The sequence below is a fragment of the Xanthomonas vasicola genome (assembly GCF_000772705.2).
Classification (GTDB): domain Bacteria; phylum Pseudomonadota; class Gammaproteobacteria; order Xanthomonadales; family Xanthomonadaceae; genus Xanthomonas; species Xanthomonas vasicola.
This window is the reverse complement of record NZ_JSBW02000037.1, coordinates 66,134-91,138: the sequence shown is the minus strand read 5'-3', so window position 1 is coordinate 91,138 and position 25,005 is coordinate 66,134. Positions and strand designations below refer to the sequence as shown.

Below are 25,005 nucleotides of genomic sequence, written 5' to 3'. Positions count from 1 at the left end.
GACGTTGAGTTGCCCGGCGATCCAGTCATTCAGCGCGTTTCGTACATCGCCTTGACGTCGTTGCGGAACGCAGCCTGGCTGTCGGCACGGTTGTAGAACATGTGGCCACCCGGATATTCGCGCACCCGCACGCGTTTCAAGTCGCTGCCCATTGCCGGCATCTGATCGACCGTCAAGACCGAACCCATGAACGGGCAGGGGAGGTCGTTCCAGCCATGCGCGATCAACACGCGCAGCTTCGGCTCGATCGCCACCGCCTGGCGCAACTGGGTCACCGCACCCTTGCGCAGTTCGTCGTTCCAGTCCCAGAGTTTGTTCACGTCGTAGTTGAGCGCGCGATATTGCGCATCGATCCTCCAGCCAACCACGCGGGTGACGAAGTCCACCATCGCGGTGGTGGTGGTGGGGCAATGCTGCTGTCCAGCAGCGGGTCGTTGGTGCGTTGTTCGGCATCGTTGGGGAACGGGTCGAAGGCGGTCACATTGGAATCGTAACGACTGCCCAACTCGCCCTTGTCGAGAAACACGTCGCGCAGATAGGCCTGGGTTTCCAGGCGCCCGCCGGAGCGCCGCACGTATGCCGGGTCCAGCCCGGTCATTCGGGTGACCTGCTGCAGCATCGCTTCGGTGGCCTGCGGATCGGTGCGTCCTTTCATCAGCGCCACTGCGTAATCGCCGCGGGTGTAGTCGACCTGTTCAGTCGCGGCATCACGCCACGCGCCCGCCTGCACCGTGCCGCCGCACGCAGCGGCCGGCTGATTGGTTTACCATTCACGTCCAAGACCCCTTGCGAGAAGGTGGCCCGCGCCCAGCGCCGGCCCAGCGTGCGACATGAGCACTACCACCGCCCACTGCTGATCCTTGCCTGCGCCAGCGCGCAACGCGCCTGCGTGGTGGCGCCTCTGTTTCAAGCCTACCGAACCCTATTTCGAGCCTGCCCGGCAATGGGTAGATCTCTCATTGCAGCAGACCGCTGCAGCCCGACCAGACCTCATTCTTGCCCATGATCAACATCACGCTCCCCGACGGCAGCCGCCGCGAATTCGAATCCCCCGTCTCGGTGATGCAAGTCGCCCAGTCGATCGGCGCTGGCCTGGCCAAGGCCACCATCGCCGGCCAGGTCGACGGCCAGCTGGTCGACGCCAGCGACGTCATCGACCATGACGCCAGCCTGCGCATCATCACCGCCAAGGATGCCGAGGGCGTGGAGATCATTCGTCACTCCTGCGCGCATCTGGTCGGGCATGCGGTCAAGCAGCTGTATCCCGAGGTCAAGATGGTGATCGGCCCGGTCATCGCCGAAGGATTCTATTACGACATCTACAGCGAACGCCCGTTCACGCCGGAAGACATGGCCGCGATCGAGCAGCGCATGCAGGAACTGATCGCCCAGGACTACGACGTGATCAAGAAGGTCACCCCACGCGCCGAGGTGATCGAGGTGTTCGCCCAGCGCGGCGAAGAGTACAAGCTGCGCCTGATCGAGGACATGTCCGAGGACATCACTGCGATGGGCCTGTACTACCACCAAGAATACGTGGACATGTGTCGCGGCCCGCACGTGCCCAACACGCGCTTCCTCAAGGCGTTCAAGCTGACCCGCATTTCTGGTGCCTACTGGCGCGGCGATGCCAAGAACGAGCAGCTGCAGCGCATCTACGGCACCGCCTGGGCCGACAAGAAGCAGCTGGACGCCTACATCCTGCGCATGGAAGAGGCCGACAAGCGCGACCATCGCCGCATCGGCAAGGCGCAGGACCTGTTCCACCTGCAGGAAGAGGCGCCCGGCCTGGTGTTCTGGCACCCAAAGGGCTGGTCGCTGTGGCAGGTGGTCGAGCAATACATGCGTAAGGTCTATCGCGACAGCGGCTACGGCGAAGTGCGCTGCCCGCAGATCCTGGACGTGTCGCTGTGGCAGAAATCCGGCCACTGGGACAACTATCAGGATGCGATGTTCTTCACCGAGTCGGAGAAGCGCACCTACGCGGTCAAGCCGATGAATTGCCCCGGCCACGTGCAGGTGTTCAACCAGGGCCTGCACAGCTACCGCGACCTGCCGATCCGCTACGGCGAGTTCGGCGCCTGCCACCGCAATGAGCCCTCCGGCGCGCTGCACGGCATCCTGCGCGTGCGCGGTTTCACCCAGGACGACGGTCACGTGTTCTGCCTGGAATCGCAGATCGAGTCTGAAGTCACCGCCTTCCATCAGCAGGCGCTGGCGGTCTACACTGCGTTCGGCTTCGACGACATCCAGATCAAGATCGCGCTGCGTCCGGAAAAGCGACTGGGCGACGATGCCACCTGGGACAAGGCCGAAGCCGCGCTACGCAGTGCGCTGGGCGTGTGCGGGGTGGAATGGCAGGAACTGCCGGGCGAGGGCGCCTTCTACGGTCCCAAGATCGAATACCACCTCAAGGACGCCATCGGCCGCACCTGGCAGCTGGGCACCATGCAGGTCGATTTCATGATGCCGGGCCGTCTTGGCGCCGAGTACGTGGACGAGAACAGCCAGAAGAAGCATCCAGTCATGCTGCACCGGGCGATCGTGGGTTCGATGGAGCGTTTCATCGGCATTTTGATCGAACACCACGCTGGCGCATTCCCGTCCTGGCTGGCCCCGGTGCAGGTCGTTGTCGTCAATATCACCGACGCTCAGGCTGAATATGTCGACTCGGTGCGGAAAACCCTTGCAAATCAAGGCTTCCGTGTCAGCGCCGATTTGCGTAACGAGAAGATCGGTTATAAGATTCGCGAGCATACGCTGCAACGCGTGCCATATCTGCTCGTGGTCGGTGACCGTGAGAAGGAAAATGGCGCTGTCGCCGTGCGGACGCGTTCGGGTGAGGACCTTGGGACCATGACGGTCTCGGCCTTCATTGAACGCCTGCAGGCAGAGCAGGCAGCGTGAGCCAACCCCGGCCGGTCTGGATGATCCGGATGCGCCGGTTCGATTCCTCTGGGAGATTGCAATATCAGTACCCCTGACAACAAACAGAACCGCAAGAACCAAGAAATCCGTGTGCCGCGCGTTCGCGTGATCGGCAGCGACGGAGAGATGGTCGGCGTGTTGTCGCGCGACGAAGCGCTCGCCAAGGCCGACGAAGAAGGCCTGGATCTGGTCGAAATCCAGCCGCAGGCCGATCCGCCGGTCTGCAAGATCATGGATTTCGGCAAGTTCAAGTTCGAGCAGCAGAAAAAGGCCAACGAGGCCAAGAAAAAGACCAAGCAGGTCGAGATCAAGGAACTCAAGTTCCGCCCGGTCACCGACGAGGGCGACTACCAGATCAAGCTGCGCAACATGCGCCGTTTCCTGGAAGAGGGCGACAAGGTCAAGGTCAACATCCGCTTCCGTGGCCGTGAAATGAGCCATCAGGAGCTTGGCCGCGAGATGGCGGCGCGGATCGAAGCCGATCTGGGCGACGATATCGTCATCGAGTCGCGTCCGCGCCTGGAAGGGCGCCAGATGGTCATGATGATCGCGCCCAAGAAGAAGATCTGAAGATCTTCTTCGTTGCCGCACGGGCCCCCGGCGGGGCCGTTGTGGTTGCAAGATCAATCAGTTGCAAGAATTCCCGGCAACTAGTAGACTGCGCGGCCCGCTTTTATTGGGGCGCCGTGCGAGCGGCACCAGGACCTGTCCGGATCGTGTTCGATCAAGGACTTACAAGCAGGCAAGGGCAAGGATGGAAAGCGTGGTCGCAAGACTGCCGCCCATGTCAGTGACAAAACATCATCAAGGACATTGCAATGCCCAAGATCAAGACCAACCGGGCGGCGGCCAAGCGTTTCCGCAAGACCGCCTCCGGCAAGTACAAGTGCGGCCACGCGAACCGTAGCCACATCCTCACGAAGAAGGCGACCAAGCGGAAGCGCAACCTGCGGCAGACGAATCACGTCCGTGCCGAAGACGCAGGCCGGCTCGATCGTATGCTTCCCTATCTCTGAGGACTGAACCATGGCACGAGTAAAGCGTGGTGTGCAGGCGCGCCGCCGCCACAAGAAAATTCTGACCCTGGCGAAGGGTTACTACAACGCTCGCCGCAAGGTCTTCCGCGTTGCCAAGCAAGCGGTCATCAAGGCACAGCAGTACGCCTACATTGGCCGTAAGCAGAAGAAGCGTAATTTCCGTTCGCTGTGGATCACCCGCATCAACGCGGCTGCCCGCATCAACGGTTTGAGCTACAGCCGTTTCATGAATGGCCTGCTCAAGGCTGGTATCACCCTGGACCGTAAGGTGCTGGCCGATATCGCCGTGCACGATGCCGCCGGCTTTGCCGCATTGGCAGAGAAGGCAAAGGGCGCGCTGGCTGCGTAAATGCAGGTAGGTCCCTCTGCAGGAGCCCGCACGCGGTATGTGCGAGTCCCTTGCAGAGCCCGCGCATCCATGTGCGGACTGCTCAAAGAAGCGAGTCATCGGATGTAGTCACACTTGCTGTGCTGCTTCGATGAGGTGAAACGCAGAGATGCAGGGGGAAGGGCGCGAGTCCTTCCCCTTTTGCGTTTTAGCGAAGTCGCCAAGTGGGCGATGACAGGTTAATGCAGTGACAATGCGTTCCGGTGTATCCGGAAACACCGTTCGGCTAGCAGTTTGAGGCGCAAGTGCAATGAGTGAGATTCAATCCCTGACCGAACGCGCGCTGGCCGATGTTGCCGCGGCGCAGACGCCGGACCAACTGGAAGCCTTGCGTGTTGCGTTGCTAGGCAAGAGCGGCAGCATTACTGCCCAGCTCAAGCAGCTCGGCACCTTGCCCGCCGATCAGCGCAAGGCCGCTGGCGAGGCCATCAATCTGTCGCGCGACGCGCTGACTGCCGCATTGGCCGAGCGCAAGAGCACGCTGGAAGCCGCCGCGCTGGACGCACGTCTGGCTGGCGAACGCATCGACATCACCTTGCCGGGCCGCCGCAGCGAACGCGGTGGTCTGCACCCGGTGACGCGCACGCTGGAGCGCATCGTTGAAATCTTCGCGCGGCTCGGCTATGAATTGTCGGACGGCCCGGAAATCGAGGATGACTGGCACAACTTCGAAGCGCTGAATTTCCCGCCGCACCATCCCGCGCGCGCGATGCACGACACGTTCTATTTCGGCGACGGTCGCCTGTTGCGCACCCACACTTCGGGTGTGCAAGTGCGCTACATGGATGCGCACAAACCGCCGCTGCGCATGATCGCGGCCGGCAAGGTGTATCGCTCCGATTCGGATCAGACCCACTCGCCGATGTTCCATCAGGTCGAAGGCCTGTTGGTGGACGAGCATTCCAACTTCGCCGACCTCAAGGGCACCTTGTCCGAGTTCGTACGTGCGTTCTTCGAGCGCGATTTCGAAATGCGCTTCCGCCCCAGCTATTTCCCGTTCGTGGAGCCTGGCGCGGAAGTGGATATCGCCTGGCAGCAGCCCGATGGCAGCACGCGCTGGCTGGAAGTGCTGGGCTGCGGCATGGTGCACCCGAATGTGTTGCGCAGCGTCGGCATCGACCCTGAGCGCTACACCGGCTTCGCCTTCGGCCTGGGCGTGGAGCGCTTCGCGATGCTGCGCTATGGCGTCAACGACCTGCGCGCGTTCTTTGAGAACGATGTGCGTTTTCTTCGGCAGTTTGCTTGACGGCGGTGAGTCGGGAATGGGATCGGGAATCGTAAGAGCCTTGTGCTCCATCGGTTCGCTCCCCAAAGCCTGACAACCCCGCTTTTGCGATTCCCCATTCCCCATTCTCGATTCCCGGCCTCTCATGAAATTCTCTGAAAATTGGCTGCGTAGCCACGTTCCGATCCAGGCCGCGCGCGACGAACTGGCCGCGACGCTGACGGCGATTGGCCTGGAAGTCGAAGAAGTCACGCCGCTGGGCGAGTCGCTGGGCCAAGTGGTGGTGGCGCGTATCGTCGAGGCGGTGCGGCATCCCGAAGCCGATCGTCTGCAGGTCTGCAGCGTCGATGCAGGGCAGGGCGAGTTGCTGCAGATCGTGTGTGGCGCGCCGAATGCGCGCCCGGGTCTGGTGGCGCCGCTGGCATTGGTCGGCGCGAAGATCGGCGAGCTGACCATTACCGCTGCCAAGCTGCGCGGTGTGGCGTCCAACGGCATGTTGTGTTCGGCCAAGGAGCTCGGGTTGGATAGCGACGCCTCCGGCCTGTTCGAGCTGCCGGACGATGCGCCGGTGGGGCAGGCACTTGCCGAGTATCTGGGCCTGCCCGATGCCAGCATCGAGATCAAACTCACTCCGAACCGCGCCGATTGCTTCAGCGTGCGCGGTATCGCCTTCGACGTGGCCGCCGCGTGCGCCAGTGAAGTGGTGGCATTCGACGCCGGTGCCGTGGCGCCGGTCTCCACGCGCACGCTGGCAGTGGAGCTGGATGCCGGCAAGCAAGCGCCGCGGTATTGCGGTCGCGTGATCGAAGGGATCGACCCATCTGCGAAAACGCCGGTGTGGCTCGCCGAACGCCTACGCCGCAGTGGCGTGCGCCCGGTCTCGTTGCTGGTGGACATCACCCAGTACGTGATGCTGGAACTCGGCCAGCCGATGCATGCGTTCGATCTGGATACCTTGCACGGTCCGATCGGCGTACGTCGTTCGCGTGCCGGCGAGCAGCTGGCGTTGCTCGATGGACGCCAGGTCACGCTGGACGACGGCTTCCTGACCATTACCGATGCCGGGCGTCCGGTGGCGCTGGCCGGCTTGATGGGCGGGCTGGACACGCGCGTGACCGAGACCACGCGCAATGTGTTCCTGGAGTCGGCATATTTCGACCCGGCCGCGATCATGGGGCGCGGCCGCAAACTCGGCCTGCATACCGATGCCGGGCATCGCTTCGAGCGTGGCGTGGATCCGGCGTTGCCGCCACAGGCGATCGAAGTGGCGACGCGCATGGTGCTGGAACTGGCTGGCGGCACGCCTGGTCCGGTGGTGCATGCACAGCTGCCCCAGCATCTGCCGCAGCCGGCGCGCATCCTGTTGCGTCGCGCGCGTATCGCACGGGTGCTCGGCATCCAGATCGACGATGCCGACGTGGTGCGCATGTTGCGCGCGCTTGGCATGCAACTCGATGCAGTTGCCGAGGGCTGGGAGGTGATGGCGCCGAGCCGTCGCTTCGATATCGCCATCGAAGAGGATCTTATTGAAGAGTTGGCGCGCATCCACGGTTACGACCGGGTGCCGACCACGCTGCCCGGTGGCGCCAGCCGTATCGCGATGCCGAGCGAAACCCAGTTGGACGAACTCAGCGTGCGCCGCCAGCTGGTGGCGCGCGAGCTGCAGGAAACCATCAACTACGCCTTCGTCGATGCCGGTTTGCTGGAGCGTTGGCAGGTCACCGATGGCCTGGTGCCGTTGGCCAACCCGCTCAGTGCGGAGCTGGCGATCATGCGGCCGCGCCTGTTGCCGGGCCTGGTGGCGACCCTGGGCCGTAACGCGGCCCGTCAGGCGGGGCGGGTGCGCTTGTTCGAGCTGGGCAAGGTGTTTGCCGCTGCCGCCGAGCCAGGTGCAGCACCGCTGGAATCGCAGCACGTTGCCGCGGCGGTGTGCGGCGATGCGCTGGCGCTGCAGTGGGACGAGGCTGCGCGCAAGGTGGATTTCCACGATTTGAAGGGCGACCTGATGGCACTGGCCGCGGCCAGTGGCGCACAGCTGGAGTTCCAGGCATCCGCGCAGCCGTTCGGACATCCGGGCCGGTCGGCCGATATCTACCGTGACGGTGCCTGCATCGGCTGGATAGGGCAGGTGCATCCGCGCCTGGCCAAGGCACTGGACATCAATGTGGACGTGGTCGCATTCGAATTGCAGCTGGCGCCCTTGGTGCAGCGGGCGCTGCCGCGTGCCGGCGAGCTGTCGCGCTTTCCCTCGGTACGCCGCGATCTGGCCTTCCTGGTGCCGGAAGAGGTGAGTTGGGCGGCAGTGTCGGCGAGCGTGCGGACCACGGTCGGGCCGTTGTTCCGTGAGGTGCAACTGTTCGACCGCTACGTCGGGCAAGGGGTCGAGCCAGGTTTCAAGAGTCTGGCTATGGGCTTGATTTTGCAGGATAACTCGCGCACTCTCACCGACCGGGACGTTGATGCGGTCGTCACCGATGTGGTGGCTGTGATAGAGCGCGAGCATCGCGCCCGGATCCGGAGTTGAGGCGGTAACCAGGGGATTGGCATGGCATTGACGAAAGCGGAGATGGCCGAACGTCTGTTCGACGAGGTCGGTCTGAACAAGCGTGAGGCAAAGGAATTTGTCGACGCGTTCTTCGATGTGCTGCGCGATGCGCTGGAGCAGGGCCGTCAGGTGAAGCTGTCCGGTTTCGGCAACTTCGATCTGCGGCGCAAGAACCAACGGCCCGGTCGCAATCCCAAGACCGGCGAAGAAATTCCGATCTCGGCACGGACGGTGGTGACTTTCCGCCCCGGGCAGAAACTCAAGGAACGGGTGGAGGCTTATGCTGGATCCGGGCAGTAATCGCGAGCTACCGCCGATTCCGGCCAAGCGCTACTTCACCATCGGTGAGGTGAGCGAGCTATGCGACGTCAAGCCGCATGTGCTGCGCTACTGGGAAACCGAATTTCCCAGCCTGGAGCCGGTCAAGCGGCGCGGCAACCGGCGCTACTACCAGCGGCATGACGTGCTGATGGTGCGTCAGATCCGCGGGCTGTTGTACGAACAGGGCTACACCATCAGCGGTGCGCGCCTACGCCTGGAGGGCGAGGGTGCCAAGAGCGAGTCCGCGCTGAGCAATCAGATCATCAAGCAGGTGCGGATGGAGTTGGAAGAAGTGCTGCAACTGCTGCGCCGCTAGGAAAACGTTTTATAAAGCCGCTATAATCGCAGGCCGCTCTCGCAGCGGAATGCAGCATCTTCGGGGTATAGCGCAGCCTGGTAGCGCACTAGTCTGGGGGACTAGTGGTCGTCGGTTCGAATCCGGCTACCCCGACCAAACATCGAGCCCATGACGCCACGTCATGGGCTTTTTTGTTGCGACGCAACATTGCATTTTTGTGTCTGCGCCTGGCTCTATGCATATGTAGATCGGCATATCGTACTGGAGCATGAACGCTACGCTAGTCATCGCTTTTTGCGGCCCGGTTCGCTATGGACTTGCGTCACGAAATGATGCTAAGTGTCCGAAAAAGCTCTAAAAACCTTGAGGCCAAATCAGAACGCGGATCACGATTCATTAACGCGATATCGACGAACTTGAATCAATAGGCCAACGCCGTCAAAAAACTGGCGTTTAGTGTCTTTCAGTGCAATCTTTCTGTGCCATAGTGCACTGCAACACGGCCTTAGCTGTCGTGATCCCGATGTCTTGGGATGAATTCTCTTGTCGTACGTTCGTGCTGGCGTGTTTGGCCGGTTGAATGCTGCGCGAGCTCCTGTCCCACCCAACCGAGGCAGCCAGCCACACGCATGAAGAAACTGATCGGACGATTTTGCCAAGCGCTCAGCCTGGCGTTGATCTGCTCGATAACACTGGGCGCTTGCAGCACTGGGAAAGACATGGCGACCTCGTTGCCGCTGCCTGACCCGCTCGCAATGTCGGCAGTGCAGCCCGAGTATCGGCTTTCGCCAGGCGACCTGTTGCTGGTCAAGGTGTTTCAGATCGATGATCTGGAGCGGCAGGTCCGTATCGATCAGAACGGCCACATTTCGTTGCCGCTCATTGGCGATGTGAATGCGGCCGGCATGGGCGTCGGTGAGTTGGAAAAGATGGTGGCCGACCGGTATCGCAACGGCTATCTGCAAAATCCGCAGGTGTCGGTGTTCGTGCAGGAGTCCAACGGCCGTCGCGTCACCGTGACCGGGGCGGTTGACGAGCCGGGCATTTATCCGGTGATCGGCGCCAACCTGACCTTGCAGCAGGCCATTGCGCAGGCCAAGGGTGTGAGTACGGTCGCCAGCCGCGGCAATGTCATCGTGTTCCGCATGGTCAACGGGCAGAAGATGCTCGCGCGCTTCGACCTGACCGAAATCGAGAAGGGGACCAATCCGGATCCTGAGATTTATGGCGGTGACATTGTCGTGGTGTACCGCTCGGATGCGCGCGTGTGGTTGCGCACCATGCTGGAACTGACTCCCCTTGTGATGGTGTGGCGCGCTTACCGATGAGTATGAATTCCGACAATCGTTCCTCTTCGTCGCAGCGCCATGGGCATCTCGAACTTGCCGATGTGGGATTGCTCGACTACTGGCGCGCCCTGGTATCGCAGCGCTGGTTGATTATTGCGATCACGCTGGCGGCGTTGCTGCTGGCGCTGGCCATTACGCTGCTCATGCCAGAGAAGTACCGCGCGACCAGCACGCTGCAGATCGAACGCGATTCGCTGAACGTGGTGAATGTCGACAACCTGATGCCGGTGGAGTCGCCGCAGGATCGTGACTTCTACCAGACCCAGTATCAGTTACTGCAGAGTCGTTCACTGGCACGTGCCGTGATCCGCGAAGCCAAACTCGACAAGGAGCCGGCGTTCAAGGACCAGGTGGACGAGGCGCTGGAGAAGGCCGCGGCGAAGAATCCCGAAGCGGGGAAATCGGTGGATTCGCGCCAGGCAATCATCGAGCGCAGCCTCACCGATACGCTGTTGGCCGGTCTGGTGGTCGAGCCGATCCTCAATTCGCGCCTGGTCTACGTCAATTACGATTCACCGGACCCGGTGCTGTCGGCCAAGGTCGCCAATACCTACGCGAAGATGTTCATCATCAGTACGCAGGAGCGCCGCATGAAGGCGTCCTCCTTTGCGACCAAGTTCCTCGCTGAGCGACTGGAGCAGTTGCACGGCAAGGTGGAGGACTCGGAAAAGTCGTTGGTTGCGTACTCGACCGACGAGCAGATTGTTTCGGTGGGCGACGACAAACCTTCGTTGCCTGCGCAGAATCTGACCGATCTCAACGCATTGCTGGCTTCGGCGCAGGATGCCCGGATCAAGGCCGAGGCTGCCTGGCGTCAGGCGGAAAGTGGCGACGGTATGTCGCTGCCGCAGGTGCTCAGCAGCCCGTTGATCCAAAGCCTGCGCACCCAGCAAGTGCAGCTGACCAGCGAATACCAGCAGAAGCTTTCGACCTTCAAGCCGGACTACCCGGAGATGCAGCGCCTGAAGGCGCAGATCGAAGAGTCGCGTCGGCAGATCAACGGCGAGGTCATCAATGTTCGCCAGTCGCTGAAGGCTACCTACGACGCGTCGGTGCATCAGGAGCAGTTGCTCAACGAACGCATTGCTGGTTTGCGTAATAACGAGCTCGATCTGCAGGGCCGCAGCATTCGTTACAACATGCTCAAGCGCGACGTCGATACCAATCGTCAGCTCTACGATGCGCTTCTTCAGCGCTACAAAGAAATCGGTGTTGCAGGCAATGTCGGCGCCAACAACGTGACCATCGTCGATACCGCAGATGTGCCTACGTCGAAGACTTCGCCGAAACTGAAATTGAACCTCGCTTTAGGTCTCATCTTTGGCGTATTCCTAGGTTTGGCGGTGGCTCTCGTGCGGTACTTCCTGCGCGTCAATGGGCAGGAAACGCAGTTGAACTGACATCGTGATGTTGCAAAACGATGGTTAATTAAAGTGACAACTGATTCAGCGTGGAAAAGGTGGGACCCAGTATGTTTTGGGCTCCCTCGTTCGAAGGTTTGTCTCTGTTGAAACAAAGGGCTGTCGAGTGATCTGGGGTCGGTAGGTTTTACCGCGGTGATCGCTTGACGGAGATGATTGAAAGCTCGCGTGCGATTCGTATGTTCCCCCGCATGCGTCGTATCGAGTTTGGAGGACATCCCCATGCTTTTAGCAGACTTGAGTAGCGCGACTTACACAACTTCCTCGCCGCGATTGTTGTCCAAATATTCGGCTGCGGCCGATCTGGTTCTGCGCGTCTTCGACCTGACCATGGTTGTGGTGTCCGGTCTGGTCGCTTACCGCATTGTGTTCGGTTCCTGGGTGCCGGCAGCGCCGTATCGGCTGGCAATCGCTACCACGTTGTTGTATTCGGTGATCTGCTTTGCGTTGTTCCCGTTGTACCGCAGCTGGCGCGGCCGTGGCCTGTTGAGCGAGCTGATGGTGCTGGGCGGCGCGTTCGGCGGTGTCTTCGCGCTGTTCGCCGTGCATGCGTTGATCGTGCAGGTGGGCGAGCAGGTGTCGCGCGGGTGGATCGGCCTGTGGTTCGTCGGTGGCCTGGCCTCGTTGGTCGCTGCCCGCACGGTGCTGCGCGGTTTCTTGAATCATCTGCGTACCCAAGGTGTGGACGTTCAACGCGTGGTGGTGGTGGGTCTGCGTCACCCGGTGATGAAGATCAATCACTACCTGAGCCGCAACTCGTGGGTCGGTATGAACCTGGTCGGTTATTTCCGCACGCCGTACGACATTGCTGTGACCGAGCAGCGCCAGTCGCTGCCGTGCCTGGGCGAGCCGGATGCGTTGATCGACTATCTAAAGGAAAACCAGGTCGAGCAGGTGTGGATCTCGCTGCCGCTGGGTGAGCGCGACCATATCAAGCAGCTGCTGCAGCGCTTGGACCGGTACCCGATCAACGTCAAGCTGGTGCCGGACCTGTTCGATTTCGGTTTGCTCAATCAGTCTGGCGAGCAGATCGGCAACGTGCCGGTGATCAACCTGCGCCAGGGCGGCGTGGACCGCGACAATTACTTTGTGGTGGCCAAGGCGTTGCAGGACAAGATTCTTGCTGTCATCGCGCTGATGGGCCTGTGGCCGCTGATGGCTGCGATTGCAGTGGGCGTCAAGCTGAGCTCGCCGGGCCCGGTGTTCTTCCGTCAGCGCCGTCATGGCCTGGGTGGCCGCGAGTTCTACATGTTCAAGTTCCGCTCGATGCGCGTGCATGACGATCATGGCACCACGATCCAGCAGGCCACCAAGAACGACGCACGTATCACGCGTTTCGGTGCGTTCCTGCGCCGTAGCAGCCTGGACGAGTTGCCGCAGATCTTCAACGTGCTGGGTGGCAGCATGTCGATTGTCGGCCCTCGTCCGCACGCCGCGCAGCACAACACGCACTACGAAAAGCTGATCAACCATTACATGCAGCGTCACTACGTCAAGCCGGGTATCACCGGTTGGGCGCAGGTGAACGGTTTCCGTGGCGAAACCCCGGAACTTCGCACCATGAAGAAGCGTATTCAGTACGACCTCGATTACATCCGTCGTTGGTCGCTGTGGCTGGACATCCGCATCATCGTACTGACCGCAGTGCGCGTGCTCGGACAGAAGACCGCGTACTGATGATGGTGGGGAGCGTGCGACCTGGCGCGTTCGGCGCCGCAGGCGGCTGCATCGCAGTCGCCTCTTTCAAGCAGGCGGCTGCATGCTGATTCGAATGAGCGAGGAAACTCGCGTCCGCTGGCACAACCTGCTGATTGAGCTGACGTTGCTTGTGGGCGTGGGTTACAACCTGGTGCTGGCGTTCATCAATGCGAACGTGTTCACCGTGCGACCGGTGATTACCTACGCAGTCGAGTTCATGGTCTACGCAGCCTGCTTCTTGCTGGGCCTAGGCTCAATGAGCCGCAAGCGCATTGCCCTGATCGTCAGTGGACTCGGCTTCATCGTCGCGCTGATGTTCGTGCGTTTTTTGGTGAATTGGCAGGTCGACCCCAAGTTTTTCCGCGACGCGTTGGTGGTGTTCGCCTTCGTTGTGCTTGGCTCGGCCTACGCCGGCTCAGTGCCCAAGCTGTTCATCCGCATGACCATCATCGTCTCGCTGGTCGCCGCCTTTGAGCTGGCGATGCCGGTGAAGTACGGTGATCTGATCAATCCCAAGAGTTTCTTCGTTAATGCGCGTGGCATGAGCGCCGAAGGCTTCTGGAACGAAGACAGCAATCTGTTCGTCAGCGCCACGCGCCCGGGTGAGCGTAACTTCCTGCCGGGTTCCAATTTGCCGCGCGCCTCCTCGATGTTCATCGAGCCGGTGACGATGGGCAACTACATCTGCTTCTTTACCGCGATTGTGCTGGTGTTCTGGCGATGGATGCGGCCGGCGGCGCTGATCCTGTCGGTCGGGTTGATCGGCTTCATGATCGTGGCCTCGGACGGACGATTAGCGGCGGGCACCTGCGTGCTGATGGTGTTGCTGTCGCCACTATTGAAACGGTTGGATCAACGACTGGCGTTTCTGGTGTTCCTGTTGGTGATCATGAGCGCGTGGTTGCTGGTCTGGGTGACTGGCATCACCGCCTACCAGGACACCACGATGGGGCGCGTGTTCTTCACCGTGTATTCGATGAATAACCTGTCGTTCGAGTCCTGGATGGGCCTGGATTTTGATCAGGCATACCGCTACTTCGACAGTGGTATTTCTTACTTCATCGCATCGCAATCGATCGTAGGCGTGCTTGCGTTCTTGCTGTCGTATTCCTTCCTGCTGCTGATGCCAAGCAAGGAAGGGCAGCTGTTCAAGAACCTGGCGATCTTTGCGTTCGCATTGAGTCTGCTGGTGTCCAACGGCTACTTCTCGATCAAGACGTCGGCGCTGTGGTGGTTTGTCTGTGGTTGCATGTGGCACATGTTGCCGACCTGGTCTGCGTCCGGCACCCAGGCTGCTTTGACCAAGGACGAGCCAACGGTAGATGGCGCGCAGTTGCCATTGCCTGCGGGAGCGGCACGATGAGCGCGGCGGCAACGCCGGCCTGGTTGTCGGCTTTGCCGGCCGCCGGCGCGCAGGTTGCAACTACTGGTCGCGCCCGCGATCCGCGTATCGATGCCACCAAGGCGATCGCCATCCTGCTCGTGGTGTTCTGCCACGCCAAGGGCGTCCCGCATGGCATGACTTTATTTGCCTACAGCTTCCACGTGCCGCTGTTTTTCCTGGTGTCGGGTTGGTTGGCAGCGGGTTATGCCTCGCGCAATACCGGCTTGACGCAGACGATCACCAAGCAGGCACGTAGCCTGCTGCTGCCATACGTCACCTTTTATCTGTTGGGATACGCGTACTGGTTGCTGACACGCAATATCGGCGAGAAGGCTGCGCGCTGGGGAAGTCATCCCTGGTGGGAGCCGATCGTGGCGATGTTCACCGGTATCGGCCCGGACCTGTATGTGCAGCCTCCGCTGTGGTTTCTGCCGGTAATGTTGGTTACCGTGGTGAGTTACATGGTATTGCGCCGTCTGATGTCGCCGATATTGATCGCAGGGCTGGCATTGATCGTGGCGTGGTTCTGGATGAACTGGCTCCCAGCACAGCAGGTGCGGATTTTTTTCGGCTTGGACGTGCTACCGGTGTCGCTGTATTTCTACGCGTTGGGCGCCTTGCTGATCCATGTGGCGCCGCGCCTGCCGACGTCCTTGGCTGGCAGCGCCCTGGCGACCGTCGTGTTGGCATTAGCGGTGGCTTGGCTGGCCAAAGCCAACGGGCGAATCGACGTCAACATGCTTCAATTCGGTCACAACCACGCACTGTTCCTGGTGAGCGCGGTGCTTGGTTCGTTGATGGTGATCTGCGCGGCGCGGCTGGTACAGAGCTGGGCGTGGCTGCAGTGGATCGGCCGCAATACCTTGCTGATTCTTTGCACGCATATGTTGGTGTTCTTTGTTTTGTCCGGCGTTGCGGCACTGGCCGGTGGGTTCGGCGGTGCGCGTCCGGGACTTGGCTGGGCAGTCTTCGTCACGTTGTTTGCGTTGGCCGCCTGCGTGCCGCTGCGTTGGATCTTGATGCGTTTCGTCCCATGGACGCTGGGTGCGCGCCGGGTGGCGGCATGAGCGGCGTTTTGGCATGACAAGCGAACTCTCTCCATCATTCGTTGCGCGTGCGCATAGCCCGGCCGACGCCCGGCCGACGCGCGATTGGCAGATTGATGCTGCGAAGGCGCTGGCCATCGCGCTAGTGGTGCTGGGCCACGCCAGTGGAATGCCGTCCGCGTACAAGCTGTTCGCTTACAGCTTTCATGTGCCGCTGTTTTTCGTGTTGTCGGGCTGGGTTGGCGAACGGTTTGGGCAGCGCGCATTGACGGGGGCAACGGTTGCAAAGCTGGCGCGCACCTTGCTGGTTCCGTACCTCGCATTCTTTATGGTGGCCTATGCGCTGTGGTTGCTGACCGCTGTGCTCGATGGGCACTCGGGGCATCCACAGACGCGACCGTTGTGGCACCCACTCACAGGATTGCTGTGGGCCAATGGTTCACGTCTGTATGTGCTTCCGGCGCTGTGGTTTCTTCCCGCGCTGTTTGTCACAACGCTCGCTTACATTGCCTTGCGTGCGCGACTGACTGCGGCCGCGGTAGCGGCGGTCAGTTTGCCGCTCGCGCTGGATGTGCTGCCGGTCGCGTTGTTCTTCATTGCGATCGGCGGCTGGCTGTCGCGCTTTGCCGATGCGTTGCGATTGCTGGGCGCGCAGGTGTGGGCGCTGGCGTTGTTGCCGTTGGCCGCAGGGTGGTGGTGGCTGGCCGGCTGGAACGGGCAGGTGGACGTGAACAACCTGCAGTTCGGGCAGTCGGCGGCCGTGTTCCTGCTGGTCAGCCTGCTAGGAACGGTGATGACGTTTTGCGTCGCCTATTTCATTCGGGGCGTGCGCTGGGTGCAGTGGATCGGTACCAATACGCTGCTGATTTTGTGCACGCATACGTTGGTCTTCCTGGTGGCCACCAGCGTGGTGGCACGTACGGGCCTGATCGCACGCAGCGCAATCGGTACGCCCGCCTGGGCGTTGGGGCTAAGTGCTTTCGCGATCGCGACGAGCGTGCCGATGCGCGCGGTGCTGGTGCGGGTGGCGCCGTGGATGTTGGGATTGAAACGCAAATGACAAGTTTTCAGAATCATCAGCCGTCGCAGCAACTCGATGCGCGTCGCTGGCAAAGGAGATTGGCGTAATGAAAGTGGTGCATGTCGTCCGCCAATTCCATCCTTCGATCGGAGGCATGGAAGAGGTCGTTCTCAATGTTGCCCGCCAACATCAAGCCAATAGTACCGATACGGTTGAGGTCGTGACGCTGGATCGTGTGTTCACCGATCCGAGCGCTCAGCTTTCAGCGCAGGACACGCATCAAGGGCTGCCAATCCGGCGGATTGGCTATCGCGGATCGTCACGCTATCCGCTGGCGCCGTCGGTACTGGGTGCGATTCGTTCGGCCGACGTTGTCCATCTGCACGGCATCGACTTTTTTTACGACTATCTGGCGTTGACCAAGCCGCTGCATGGCAAGCCGATGGTGGTGTCCACGCATGGCGGATTTTTCCACACTGCCTACGCATCGCGCATGAAGCAGCTGTGGTTCCAAACCCTGACGCGCACCTCGGCACTGGCCTATGCACGTGTGATCGCTACCAGCGAAAACGATGGCGACCTGTTTGCCAAGGTGGTGTCACCATCGCGGTTGCGGGTGATCGAGAACGGTGTGGATGTGCAGAAATATGCAGGGCAGGGTGCGGCCACGCCCGGCCGAACGATGCTGTATTTCGGGCGTTGGTCGGTCAACAAGGGGCTGATCGAAACGCTGGAGTTGTTGCAAGCCGCGCTCAAGCGTGACCCGCAATGGCGGCTGATCATCGCCGGTCGCGAGTACGATCTGAACGAGGCCGATTTGCGCAAGGCGATTGCCGAGCGTGGCTTGCAGGACAAGGTGCAGCTGAGCATGTCGCCTTCTCAGGAGCAATTGCGCGCGCTGATGCGGCAGGCGCAGTTCTTCGTCTGCTTGTCGCGGCATGAAGGCTTTGGTATCGCGGCAGTGGAGGCGATGAGTGCGGGTCTGATTCCGATCCTCAGCGATATTCCGCCGTTCGTGCGGCTTGCCAGCGAGTCGGGCCAGGGCGTGATCGTCAATCGCGACAAGATCGAGGCAGCCGCCGATCAAGTGCAGGCACTTGCGCTGCAGGCCGATGGCGATTTCGACACGCGTCGTGCCGCGTCCATGGCTTACGTCAGCCGCTACGACTGGAAGCACGTGGTCGGGCGCTACATTGACGAATATCACGATGCGCTGGGCATCCCGCGCGTGCACGAGGCGGTGCGATGAGCGCGCTGGCCTCTCCTTCGATGACGCATGCGGCAACCCACCCGCAGGTCACGGTGCTGTTTTCCACCGAAAAACCTAATGCCAGCACCAACCCGTACCTGACCCAGCTTTACGACGCATTGCCCGCCGCAGTGCACCCGCGCTTTTTTTCGATGCGCGATGCCTTGTTGTCGCGCTACGACGTGCTGCATCTGCATTGGCCCGAGTACCTGCTGCGCCATCCAACCGCTGCCGGCACCCTGGCCAAGCAGGTCTGTGCTGCCGTGTTGTTGCTCAAGCTGCAGCTGACCGGCACGCCGGTGGTGCGCACCCTGCACAATCTTGCGCCGCATGAAGACCGCGGTTGGCGCGAACGTAGCCTTCTGCGCTGGATTGACCGGCTGACACGTCGCTGGATCCGCATCAACGCGACCACGCCGCCGCGTCCGCCGTTCACCGATACGATTCTGCATGGCCACTATCGCGACTGGTTCGCGACGATGGAGCAGGGCAGCACGGTGCCGGGGCGGTTGCTCCACTTCGGTCTGATTCGCCCGTACAAAGGCGTCGAAACCCTGCTGGATGTCATGCGCGAGGTCGACGATACCCGCGTGACCTTACGCATTGTCGGCAACCCGGCCACGCCGCAGATGCGCAGCTTGGTGGAAGACGCTTGCGCGCAGGATCCGCGCATCAGCGCATTGCTGGCCTATGTGGAAGAGCCGGTGCTGGCGCGCGAAGTCAGTGAGGCCGAGCTAGTGGTGTTGCCGTATCGGCAGATGCATAACTCCGGCACCCTACTGCTGGCGTTGTCGCTGGCGCGTCCGGTGCTGGCGCCTTGGAGCGAATCCAACGCGGCCATCGCCGAAGAAGTCGGCCCTGGCTGGGTGTTCCTGTATGACGGTGAGTTCGATGCGGCGCTGCTGACCGGCATGCTGGACAAGGTGCGTGCCGCACCGCGCGGGCCGGTACCGGATCTCTCGCAGCGTGATTGGCCACGTATCGGGCAGTTGCATTACCGCACTTATCTGGAAGCGCTGGGCAAGGATGGAGACGCCGCGCTGTGACCGCAGAGACACCTACGATGACATCTTCCACACCACCGTCGCCTCCGCAACGCAGCCTGGGCTCGCGCGCTGCCGGCGGCGCTGCGGTGACCATGCTTGGCCAGTCGGCCAAGATGGTGGTGCAGTTCGGCGGCATCATTCTGCTGGCGCGCTTGCTGACGCCTTACGACTACGGTCTGATGGCAATGGTGACCGCGATTGTGGGCGCTGCCGAGATCCTGCGCGATTTCGGCTTGTCGGCAGCGGCCGTGCAAGCCAAGCATGTCAGCCGCGAGCAACGCGATAACCTGTTCTGGATCAATAGCGGCATTGGTTTGCTGCTGTCGCTGGTGGTGTTCGCGTCGGCGCATCTGATTGCGAACTTCTACAAGGAGCCGGCCCTGGTGACGATTTCCCAGGCACTGGCGGTCACCTTCCTGATCAACGGCATGACCACGCAGTACCGCGCGCATCTGAGCCGCGGGCTGCACTTCGGGCAGGTCGCGCTGAGCGACGTCGGCTCGCAGGTGCTTGGCCTCGGCGCAGCGGTTGCTGCTGCGTTGCTGGGCTGGGGCTATTGGGCGCTGGTCGTCCAGCAGGTGGTGCAGGCCATCGTCAATTTCGTTATCGCCGCAAGCTGCGCACGCTGGTTGCCGGGTGGCTATCAGCGTTCGGCACCGATGCGCGATTTCATGAATTTCGGCTGGAACCTGATGGCTGCGCAGTTGCTGGGCTATGCCAGTCGCAACGTGGGGCAGGTGATCATCGGGTGGCGGACCGGGCCAGACGCGCTGGGCTTGTACAACCGCGCATTCCAGTTGTTGATGATGCCGTTGAACCAGATCAATGCGCCGGCCACCAGCGTGGCATTGCCGGTATTGTCGCAGCTACAGGATGACCGCGAACGCTTCAGCGCATTCTTATTGCGCGGGCAAACCGTGATGGTGCATCTGATCTTTGCGCTGTTCTCGTTCGCCTGCGCACTGGCGATGCCGCTGATTGTGCTGGTGCTGGGCGAGCAATGGCGCGAGGCTGTGCCGCTGTTCCAGGTGCTCACGCTGGGCGGTATTTTCCAGACGGCCGCCTATGCGACGTACTGGGTGTTCCTTGCGCGGGGATTGATGCGCGCGCAGCTGGTGTATTCGCTGGTCAGCCGCGTCCTGCTGATCGCCTGCATCTTCGTCGGCTCGCGTTGGGGCGCGATGGGCGTGGCGATCGGCTATTCGTTCGGTCTGTTGCTCACCTGGCCGCTATCGCTGATATGGATTGGCAAGATTTCCGATGCGCCGGTCGGGGCTCTCTTCACCAATGCGATGCGCGCCATGACCGCGTACGGCATTGCGGGTGGATGCGCGTATTACGCCTCCATCACCGTTGGCGGTCCGCTCTGGGAACAGCTGGCCGTCGGCGCAGCGGCGATGGCTGCGGTTTGCCTGCTCGCCCTGGCGATCTGGCCCGCATTCCGTCGCGATGTGATTGCCATCATCAACATCCGCAGGCTGCTGATGCAGGCCAAGGCGCGTCGATGAGTCGACATTGTTTTCGCCTGCAATCAGGCATCATTTCTCTCACTCATTCATAGGACACGGCCCATGAGCGACACACCCGCCGCCGCTTCCGGCATCCGCCGGCCTTGCTATCTGGTCTTGTCCGCCCACGATTACCGCACGCCGCGACGCGCCAATATCCATTTCATCACCGATCAACTGGCACTGCGCGGAACCACGCGGTTTTTCTCGCTGCGTTACAGCCGGTTGTCGCGGATGAAGGGTGATATGCGGCTGCCGCTTGACGAGACGGCAAATACAGTGGTCTCGCATAAGGGTGTCGAGTGCTACCTGTGGCGCACGACGGTGCATCCGTTCAATACGCGCCGTCCGTGGCTACGTTCGGTCGAGGATGCGATGTTCCGCTGGTACGCCGCACACCCGCCACGCCAACTGCTCGACTGGATGCGCGAGTCGGATGTGATCGTGTTCGAAAGCGGCATTGCGGTCGCTTTCATCGAACTGGCAAAACGCATCAATCCGGGAGCGAAGCTGGTCTATCGCGCGTCCGATGGACTGAGCACGATCAATGTTGCGTCCTATATCGAACGCGAGTTCGACCGCGTCGCGCCCACGCTCGATGTGATCGCGTTGGTGTCGCCGGCAATGGCAGACGAAATCGCCAGCCGCGACAACGTCTATCACGTGGGCCATGGCGTGGATCACAACCTTGATCAGCTCGGCGACCCATCACCGTACGGTGAGGGCATTCATGCGATCGCTGTCGGTTCGATGTTGTTCGATCCGGAGTTCTTCGTGGTCGCCAGCAAGGCCTTTCCGCAGGTGACGTTTCACGTGATCGGCTCGGGCATGGGCCGGCATCCGGGCTATGGCGATAACGTCGTGGTCTACGGCGAGATGAAGCACGCCGAGACGATTGGCTACATAAAACACGCACGTTTCGGAATTGCGCCCTACGCGTCCGAGCAGGTGCCGGTGTACCTGGCCGATAGTTCGATGAAGTTGTTGCAGTACGACTTCTTCGGCTTGCCTGCTGTGTGTCCGAATGCCGTGGTCGGGCCGTATCAATCGCGTTTCGGCTACACTCCTGGCAACGCTGATTCTGTCATTTCGGCAATTGGCCGCGCCCTGGAAGCACCGCGCTTACGTTATCGCCAGTGCCTGAATTGGTCCGACACCACCGATCGCGTGCTGAATCCCAGCGCGTATCCGGAAACACGTTTGTATCCACAGCAAAGCGCAGTAGTGCATGCCTCGTCGGAGGCTGCGCTCTCGCATTGATGCGGCGCACATCTTTTCTTTTTAGGAGATTCATATCTTATGGCCAACGCCTTGCTGCAGAAATGGATAGAACATGCAGAACGTCGTGCACTGTTCTGGTGGCAGCCCAAGAACGCTGGCGTGAATATGGGAGATCACCTGTCCAAGGTGATCGTCTCCTGCGTGCTGTCCTTGCAGGACAAGACGCTGATCGAGAAGCAGGATCTGAGCAAGAAGCTGATTGCGATCGGTTCGGTGCTGCATTTCGCCAAAGACGGTGACACTGTCTGGGGCAGTGGCATCAACGGCAAGATTCCTGCCGAACGCAACACCTTCAGTACGCTCGACGTGCGTGCAGTGCGCGGGCCGAAGACGCGCAAGTTTCTGCTCGATCGCGGCATCGCGGTGCCGGAAGTGTATGGCGATCCCGGGCTGCTGACGCCGATGTTCTTCCCGGCCGATGCGCTTGGCGCGATCAACAAGCGGCCGTTCGCCATCGTTCCTCACTTCAACGAGCCGGTCGAAAAATACAGCGCGTACAAAGACCACTTGGTGTTCCCGAACGTCAAGCCAGCAACCTTCATGAGCGCATTGCTTGGCGCCGAATTGGTGATCAGCAGTTCGTTGCACGGCCTGATTCTTGCCGAAGCCTATGGAATCCTCGCGGTGTATCTGGATTGGGGCAACGGCGAAGATCGCTTCAAGTACGACGACTACTACAACGGCACCGGACGTATGCAGTGGCATTCGGGTAACAGCGTGGAAGAGTGTCTGCAGTTGGGTGGCAACGGCGATTTCGATTTGGAAAAACTGCAGGCCGGGCTGTTGGCTGCATTCCCTTACGACCTTGGGTGATTCGATGATGCAGGGCCAGCGTGTGGACATGGAAACAACGGGAATCGCCAACGGGACCACGCCGCCCGGTGTGGTGATTCCGCTGGGTGGCTTTCCGGTGTTGTCCACCACGCAGGAAGCGTTCGCGCTGGATCTGTTCCATGCGCTGGCAGCCCGTCAGCCGCGTCGGGTGTTCTTCGCCAATACCAATTTCATCGTGCAGTGCCAGGCACTGCGGATGCGCATGCGCGAGCCCAGCGTGCGCATCGTCAACGATGGGATCGGCATGGATCTGGCCGCGCGGCTGATCCATGGCCGTCGCTTCGCCGGTAACCTCAATGGCACCGACCTGATTCCGTATCTGTGCCGTGAGAGTGCACAGCCGCTCAAGTTCTTTCTGCTGGGCGGTCGTCCGGGCGTCGGCAAGACCGCTGCAGCCACGCTGACCGGGACGTTGGGGCAGCAGGTGGTCGGCATGTGCGACGGCTACGGCGAATTCGCTGCGGCGGGCGAGGGTCTAGCCGAGCGGATCAATCGCTCCGGTGCCGATGTGTTGCTGGTGGCGTTCGGCAATCCACTGCAAGAGCGCTGGATCCTGGATCACAGCCAGGCGCTGAGCGTTCCGCTGGTCTTCGGTGTGGGCGCGTTGCTCGACTTCTTGTCGGGTACCGCCAAGCGTGCGCCCGAGTGGGTGCGGCGCCTGCATATGGAATGGATGTATCGGCTGCTTAACGAGCCCCGCCGTTTGCTCAAGCGCTATAGCTGGGATCTGCTGGTGTTCTTCCGCACCTGTTTGCGCGCGGGCAAACAGCTGCCCTGATGCAGTGGTGGCGCCTCTGGCCTAGCATGCACGCATGCATCCGACCGCGGCCGCCCTGATCCACGCGCTGGACCTCGCCCCGCATCCCGAAGGCGGGCACTATCGCCGCGTCTATGCTTCCGCACGCCATGTCATCGACAACGGCCAAACCCGCCCGGCGTTGACCGCCATCCGCTTTTTGCTGAGCGCAGGCGAATGCAGTGCGTGGCACCGTGTGGATGCCGAAGAGACCTGGCATTGGCAGCAGGGCGATGCGCTGGAACTGCTGATCTACGACCCCTCCAGCGCGCAATTGCAGCGCGTGATTGTGGATGCCGCCGAGCGCGGTGAACCGATGCATGTGGTGCCCGCTGGTTGCTGGCAGGCGGCGCGTTCGCTCGGCGACTTCAGCCTGGTGGGCTGCACGGTATCGCCGGGCTTCGTGTGGGAAGGTTTCGCGCTGCTCGACGCGGCCTCGCCGCTGGCGACGCACCTGGACACGCTGCTTCCACGCTAAACACCGAGGACGAGGACGGCCGAACGCTTCCCTAACGCGGCCGCTGCCGGCTTCGCGTACTGTCCGCCTCAAATAGGGGGCGACACGCAATGCAACGCAAGGTAGCGGGATGGGGAGTGGGCTTGATGCTGGTGTCGCTGTTGGCGACCGCCGGCAAGACTGCGCCACCGAAGACTGTGCCACCGCCTCCGCCGGTGGTGGATCTGGAGGCCATGGTCGTGCGCGGCGTGCAGCCCGGACCGGGCTTGTGGAAGGTCAGCAAGGGCGACCATGTGTTGTGGATACTGGGCACCTTGTCACCATTGCCTAAGCGGCTGCAGTGGCAATCGACTGAAGTGGAAACCATCATCGGCCAATCCCAACAGGTATTGATGGCGCCGACCATCGAGCTCGATGTCGGCATGGGGTTCTTCGGCAGGCTGACGTTGTTGCCATTGGCAATGAAGGCAGTGAAGAACGAGCATGGCCGCGAACTGCGCGAGGTGCTGCCAGCCGATCTATATACGCGCTGGAGCGTGGCCAAGGCCCGCTACATCGGCGGCGACCGCGGTGTCGAGCGCAAGCGCCCGATGCTGGCAGCCGGCGAGTTGTATCAGGCGGCGCTGAAGCGCTCGGGCCTGGCCCGCTCGCCGGTGATCTGGTCGGTCGTGGAGCGTGCCGCCAAGCGCGCAGGCATCAAGCCGACGCCCACGGCGCTGGACTACAAGATCGCGGACCCGCGCCAGGCGCTCAAGGAATTCCGTGCCGGTGGCATGGACGATACCGCATGCTTCCGCAGCATCTTGGTGACGGTGGAACGCGATCTTCCCACGATGGTGGAGCGTGCCAATGCCTGGTCGGTGGGGGATATCGAAGCCTTGCGTCAGCTTCCGCGCGAAGACCCGCAGGCCGCCTGCATGGGGGCGATGGCCAGCTCTGGTGCCGCGAAGAAGCGCGGCATCGACGATCTGGAACGGCGCATGCGCGAGCATTGGCTGAGCATCGCCGCCGCTGCCTTACGACGTAATCGCAGCACCTTCGCGGTGCTGCCGATTAGCCGGCTGACCGCCCCAGATGGCTATCTGGCGCGCCTGCAGGCGCTGGGCTATGAGGTGGAAGCGCCCTAAGCCGGTTTGGTGAGGCTCGCTGCGTGCCATGCTGTTTCCGTAGAGG

Annotated in this window: 22 protein-coding genes, 1 tRNA gene and 1 pseudogene; 23 read left to right on the top strand and 1 reads right to left on the bottom strand. The window is 61.5% G+C overall.

Going from position 1 to position 25,005, the window contains the following annotated elements:
- Positions 1-29: 29 nt before the first annotated feature.
- Positions 30-703 (bottom strand): annotated as a pseudogene (locus NX05_RS08985) (peptidase S10); the annotation flags it as partial.
- Between the two features lie 299 nt (positions 704-1,002).
- Between NX05_RS08985 and thrS the strand changes: the two are divergent.
- The 23 genes from thrS to NX05_RS08870 all read left to right on the top strand — a co-directional run bounded on the left by thrS (position 1,003) and on the right by NX05_RS08870 (position 24,959).
- Entirely contained in the window at positions 1,003-2,907 is a 1,905-nt protein-coding gene (gene thrS / locus NX05_RS08980; protein WP_039432783.1) for a threonine--tRNA ligase, read from the top strand.
- 48 nt (positions 2,908-2,955) lie between these two features.
- Positions 2,956-3,498, top strand: a complete 543-nt coding sequence (gene infC, locus NX05_RS08975; protein ID WP_080762940.1) for a translation initiation factor IF-3 — start codon at positions 2,956-2,958, stop codon at positions 3,496-3,498.
- A 248-nt stretch (positions 3,499-3,746) separates the two neighbouring features.
- Positions 3,747-3,944, top strand: coding sequence for a 50S ribosomal protein L35 (gene rpmI / locus NX05_RS08970; RefSeq protein ID WP_002811096.1), 198 nt, complete (start codon positions 3,747-3,749; stop codon positions 3,942-3,944).
- Positions 3,945-3,954: 10 nt separating this feature from the next.
- Positions 3,955-4,314, top strand: coding sequence for a 50S ribosomal protein L20 (gene rplT / locus NX05_RS08965; RefSeq protein WP_003484828.1), 360 nt, complete (start codon positions 3,955-3,957; stop codon positions 4,312-4,314).
- Between the two features lie 289 nt (positions 4,315-4,603).
- Positions 4,604-5,599 carry a phenylalanine--tRNA ligase subunit alpha gene (pheS, locus tag NX05_RS08960; protein WP_010363591.1) on the top strand — a complete coding sequence of 332 codons (996 nt, stop codon included), beginning with the start codon at positions 4,604-4,606 and terminating at the stop codon, positions 5,597-5,599.
- Positions 5,600-5,723: 124 nt separating this feature from the next.
- Positions 5,724-8,102: a phenylalanine--tRNA ligase subunit beta gene (gene pheT, locus NX05_RS08955; RefSeq protein ID WP_039432786.1), complete on the top strand. Its 2,379-nt coding sequence runs from the start codon at positions 5,724-5,726 to the stop codon at positions 8,100-8,102.
- Between the two features lie 21 nt (positions 8,103-8,123).
- Entirely contained in the window at positions 8,124-8,423 is a 300-nt protein-coding gene (locus NX05_RS08950) for an integration host factor subunit alpha (protein ID WP_002811076.1), read from the top strand.
- On the top strand, positions 8,404-8,760 hold the full coding sequence (locus NX05_RS08945) for a MerR family transcriptional regulator (RefSeq protein WP_010363548.1): 357 nt from the start codon (positions 8,404-8,406) through the stop codon (positions 8,758-8,760). Before NX05_RS08950 ends, NX05_RS08945 begins: the two co-directional genes overlap by 20 nt.
- Before the next feature lie 61 nt (positions 8,761-8,821).
- Positions 8,822-8,898: transfer RNA gene (locus NX05_RS08940), tRNA-Pro, on the top strand.
- A 473-nt stretch (positions 8,899-9,371) separates the two neighbouring features.
- A complete protein-coding gene (locus NX05_RS08935; protein ID WP_005914015.1) occupies positions 9,372-10,070 on the top strand; it encodes a polysaccharide biosynthesis/export family protein in 699 nt (232 codons plus the stop codon).
- A complete protein-coding gene (locus NX05_RS08930; RefSeq protein WP_039432789.1) occupies positions 10,052-11,491 on the top strand; it encodes a GumC family protein in 1,440 nt (479 codons plus the stop codon). Before NX05_RS08935 ends, NX05_RS08930 begins: the two co-directional genes overlap by 19 nt.
- A gap of 243 nt (positions 11,492-11,734) precedes the next feature.
- A complete protein-coding gene (locus NX05_RS08925) occupies positions 11,735-13,189 on the top strand; it encodes an undecaprenyl-phosphate glucose phosphotransferase (protein WP_010378258.1) in 1,455 nt (484 codons plus the stop codon).
- A gap of 94 nt (positions 13,190-13,283) precedes the next feature.
- Positions 13,284-14,573 (top strand): hypothetical protein, encoded by a 1,290-nt coding sequence (locus tag NX05_RS08920; RefSeq protein WP_052239615.1) that lies wholly within the window; start codon positions 13,284-13,286, stop codon positions 14,571-14,573.
- The gene (locus tag NX05_RS08915; protein ID WP_039432794.1) at positions 14,570-15,661 is read left to right on the top strand and encodes an acyltransferase family protein; all 1,092 of its coding nucleotides are present in this window, start codon (positions 14,570-14,572) and stop codon (positions 15,659-15,661) included. The genes NX05_RS08920 and NX05_RS08915 overlap by 4 nt, the downstream gene beginning before the upstream one ends.
- A gap of 13 nt (positions 15,662-15,674) precedes the next feature.
- On the top strand, positions 15,675-16,700 hold the full coding sequence (locus tag NX05_RS08910) for an acyltransferase family protein (RefSeq protein WP_039433030.1): 1,026 nt from the start codon (positions 15,675-15,677) through the stop codon (positions 16,698-16,700).
- Positions 16,701-16,767: 67 nt separating this feature from the next.
- Positions 16,768-17,910 carry a GDP-mannose:cellobiosyl-diphosphopolyprenol alpha-mannosyltransferase gene (gene gumH, locus NX05_RS08905; RefSeq protein WP_039432797.1) on the top strand — a complete coding sequence of 381 codons (1,143 nt, stop codon included), beginning with the start codon at positions 16,768-16,770 and terminating at the stop codon, positions 17,908-17,910.
- Entirely contained in the window at positions 17,907-18,956 is a 1,050-nt protein-coding gene (locus NX05_RS08900) for a glycosyltransferase (RefSeq protein WP_039432800.1), read from the top strand. Before gumH ends, NX05_RS08900 begins: the two co-directional genes overlap by 4 nt.
- Positions 18,957-18,973: 17 nt before the next feature.
- A complete protein-coding gene (locus tag NX05_RS08895) occupies positions 18,974-20,464 on the top strand; it encodes a lipopolysaccharide biosynthesis protein (protein ID WP_010363528.1) in 1,491 nt (496 codons plus the stop codon).
- A gap of 63 nt (positions 20,465-20,527) precedes the next feature.
- Complete coding sequence (locus NX05_RS08890) at positions 20,528-21,724, top strand: GumK N-terminal domain-containing glycosyltransferase (RefSeq protein ID WP_039432803.1); 1,197 nt, start codon at positions 20,528-20,530, stop codon at positions 21,722-21,724.
- A gap of 39 nt (positions 21,725-21,763) precedes the next feature.
- On the top strand, positions 21,764-22,558 hold the full coding sequence (locus tag NX05_RS08885) for a polysaccharide pyruvyl transferase family protein (protein ID WP_039432806.1): 795 nt from the start codon (positions 21,764-21,766) through the stop codon (positions 22,556-22,558).
- A 4-nt stretch (positions 22,559-22,562) separates the two neighbouring features.
- Complete coding sequence (locus NX05_RS08880) at positions 22,563-23,357, top strand: WecB/TagA/CpsF family glycosyltransferase (protein WP_017112201.1); 795 nt, start codon at positions 22,563-22,565, stop codon at positions 23,355-23,357.
- A gap of 34 nt (positions 23,358-23,391) precedes the next feature.
- Positions 23,392-23,853 carry a cupin domain-containing protein gene (locus tag NX05_RS08875; protein ID WP_039432809.1) on the top strand — a complete coding sequence of 154 codons (462 nt, stop codon included), beginning with the start codon at positions 23,392-23,394 and terminating at the stop codon, positions 23,851-23,853.
- An 89-nt stretch (positions 23,854-23,942) separates the two neighbouring features.
- Positions 23,943-24,959 carry a TraB/GumN family protein gene (locus tag NX05_RS08870; RefSeq protein WP_039432810.1) on the top strand — a complete coding sequence of 339 codons (1,017 nt, stop codon included), beginning with the start codon at positions 23,943-23,945 and terminating at the stop codon, positions 24,957-24,959.
- Positions 24,960-25,005 lie beyond the last annotated feature (46 nt).

What these genes read in the sequence shown, in the direction of transcription:
- NX05_RS08875 (WP_039432809.1), top strand. Translation starts at nt 23,392, where the DNA reads ATGCATCCGACCGCGGCCGCCCTGATCCACGCGCTGGACCTCGCCCCG.
- NX05_RS08870 (WP_039432810.1), top strand. Translation starts at nt 23,943, where the DNA reads ATGCAACGCAAGGTAGCGGGATGGGGAGTGGGCTTGATGCTGGTGTCG.
- thrS (WP_039432783.1), top strand. Translation starts at nt 1,003, where the DNA reads ATGATCAACATCACGCTCCCCGACGGCAGCCGCCGCGAATTCGAATCC.
- NX05_RS08920 (WP_052239615.1), top strand. Translation starts at nt 13,284, where the DNA reads ATGAGCGAGGAAACTCGCGTCCGCTGGCACAACCTGCTGATTGAGCTG.
- NX05_RS08925 (WP_010378258.1), top strand. Translation starts at nt 11,735, where the DNA reads ATGCTTTTAGCAGACTTGAGTAGCGCGACTTACACAACTTCCTCGCCG.
- NX05_RS08880 (WP_017112201.1), top strand. Translation starts at nt 22,563, where the DNA reads ATGATGCAGGGCCAGCGTGTGGACATGGAAACAACGGGAATCGCCAAC.
- NX05_RS08890 (WP_039432803.1), top strand. Translation starts at nt 20,528, where the DNA reads ATGAGCGACACACCCGCCGCCGCTTCCGGCATCCGCCGGCCTTGCTAT.
- pheS (WP_010363591.1), top strand. Translation starts at nt 4,604, where the DNA reads ATGAGTGAGATTCAATCCCTGACCGAACGCGCGCTGGCCGATGTTGCC.
- NX05_RS08915 (WP_039432794.1), top strand. Translation starts at nt 14,570, where the DNA reads ATGAGCGCGGCGGCAACGCCGGCCTGGTTGTCGGCTTTGCCGGCCGCC.
- NX05_RS08950 (WP_002811076.1), top strand. Translation starts at nt 8,124, where the DNA reads ATGGCATTGACGAAAGCGGAGATGGCCGAACGTCTGTTCGACGAGGTC.
- NX05_RS08900 (WP_039432800.1), top strand. Translation starts at nt 17,907, where the DNA reads ATGAGCGCGCTGGCCTCTCCTTCGATGACGCATGCGGCAACCCACCCG.
- NX05_RS08945 (WP_010363548.1), top strand. Translation starts at nt 8,404, where the DNA reads ATGCTGGATCCGGGCAGTAATCGCGAGCTACCGCCGATTCCGGCCAAG.
- NX05_RS08935 (WP_005914015.1), top strand. Translation starts at nt 9,372, where the DNA reads ATGAAGAAACTGATCGGACGATTTTGCCAAGCGCTCAGCCTGGCGTTG.
- gumH (WP_039432797.1), top strand. Translation starts at nt 16,768, where the DNA reads ATGAAAGTGGTGCATGTCGTCCGCCAATTCCATCCTTCGATCGGAGGC.
- NX05_RS08895 (WP_010363528.1), top strand. Translation starts at nt 18,974, where the DNA reads ATGACATCTTCCACACCACCGTCGCCTCCGCAACGCAGCCTGGGCTCG.
- NX05_RS08885 (WP_039432806.1), top strand. Translation starts at nt 21,764, where the DNA reads ATGGCCAACGCCTTGCTGCAGAAATGGATAGAACATGCAGAACGTCGT.
- pheT (WP_039432786.1), top strand. Translation starts at nt 5,724, where the DNA reads ATGAAATTCTCTGAAAATTGGCTGCGTAGCCACGTTCCGATCCAGGCC.
- rplT (WP_003484828.1), top strand. Translation starts at nt 3,955, where the DNA reads ATGGCACGAGTAAAGCGTGGTGTGCAGGCGCGCCGCCGCCACAAGAAA.
- rpmI (WP_002811096.1), top strand. Translation starts at nt 3,747, where the DNA reads ATGCCCAAGATCAAGACCAACCGGGCGGCGGCCAAGCGTTTCCGCAAG.
- NX05_RS08910 (WP_039433030.1), top strand. Translation starts at nt 15,675, where the DNA reads ATGACAAGCGAACTCTCTCCATCATTCGTTGCGCGTGCGCATAGCCCG.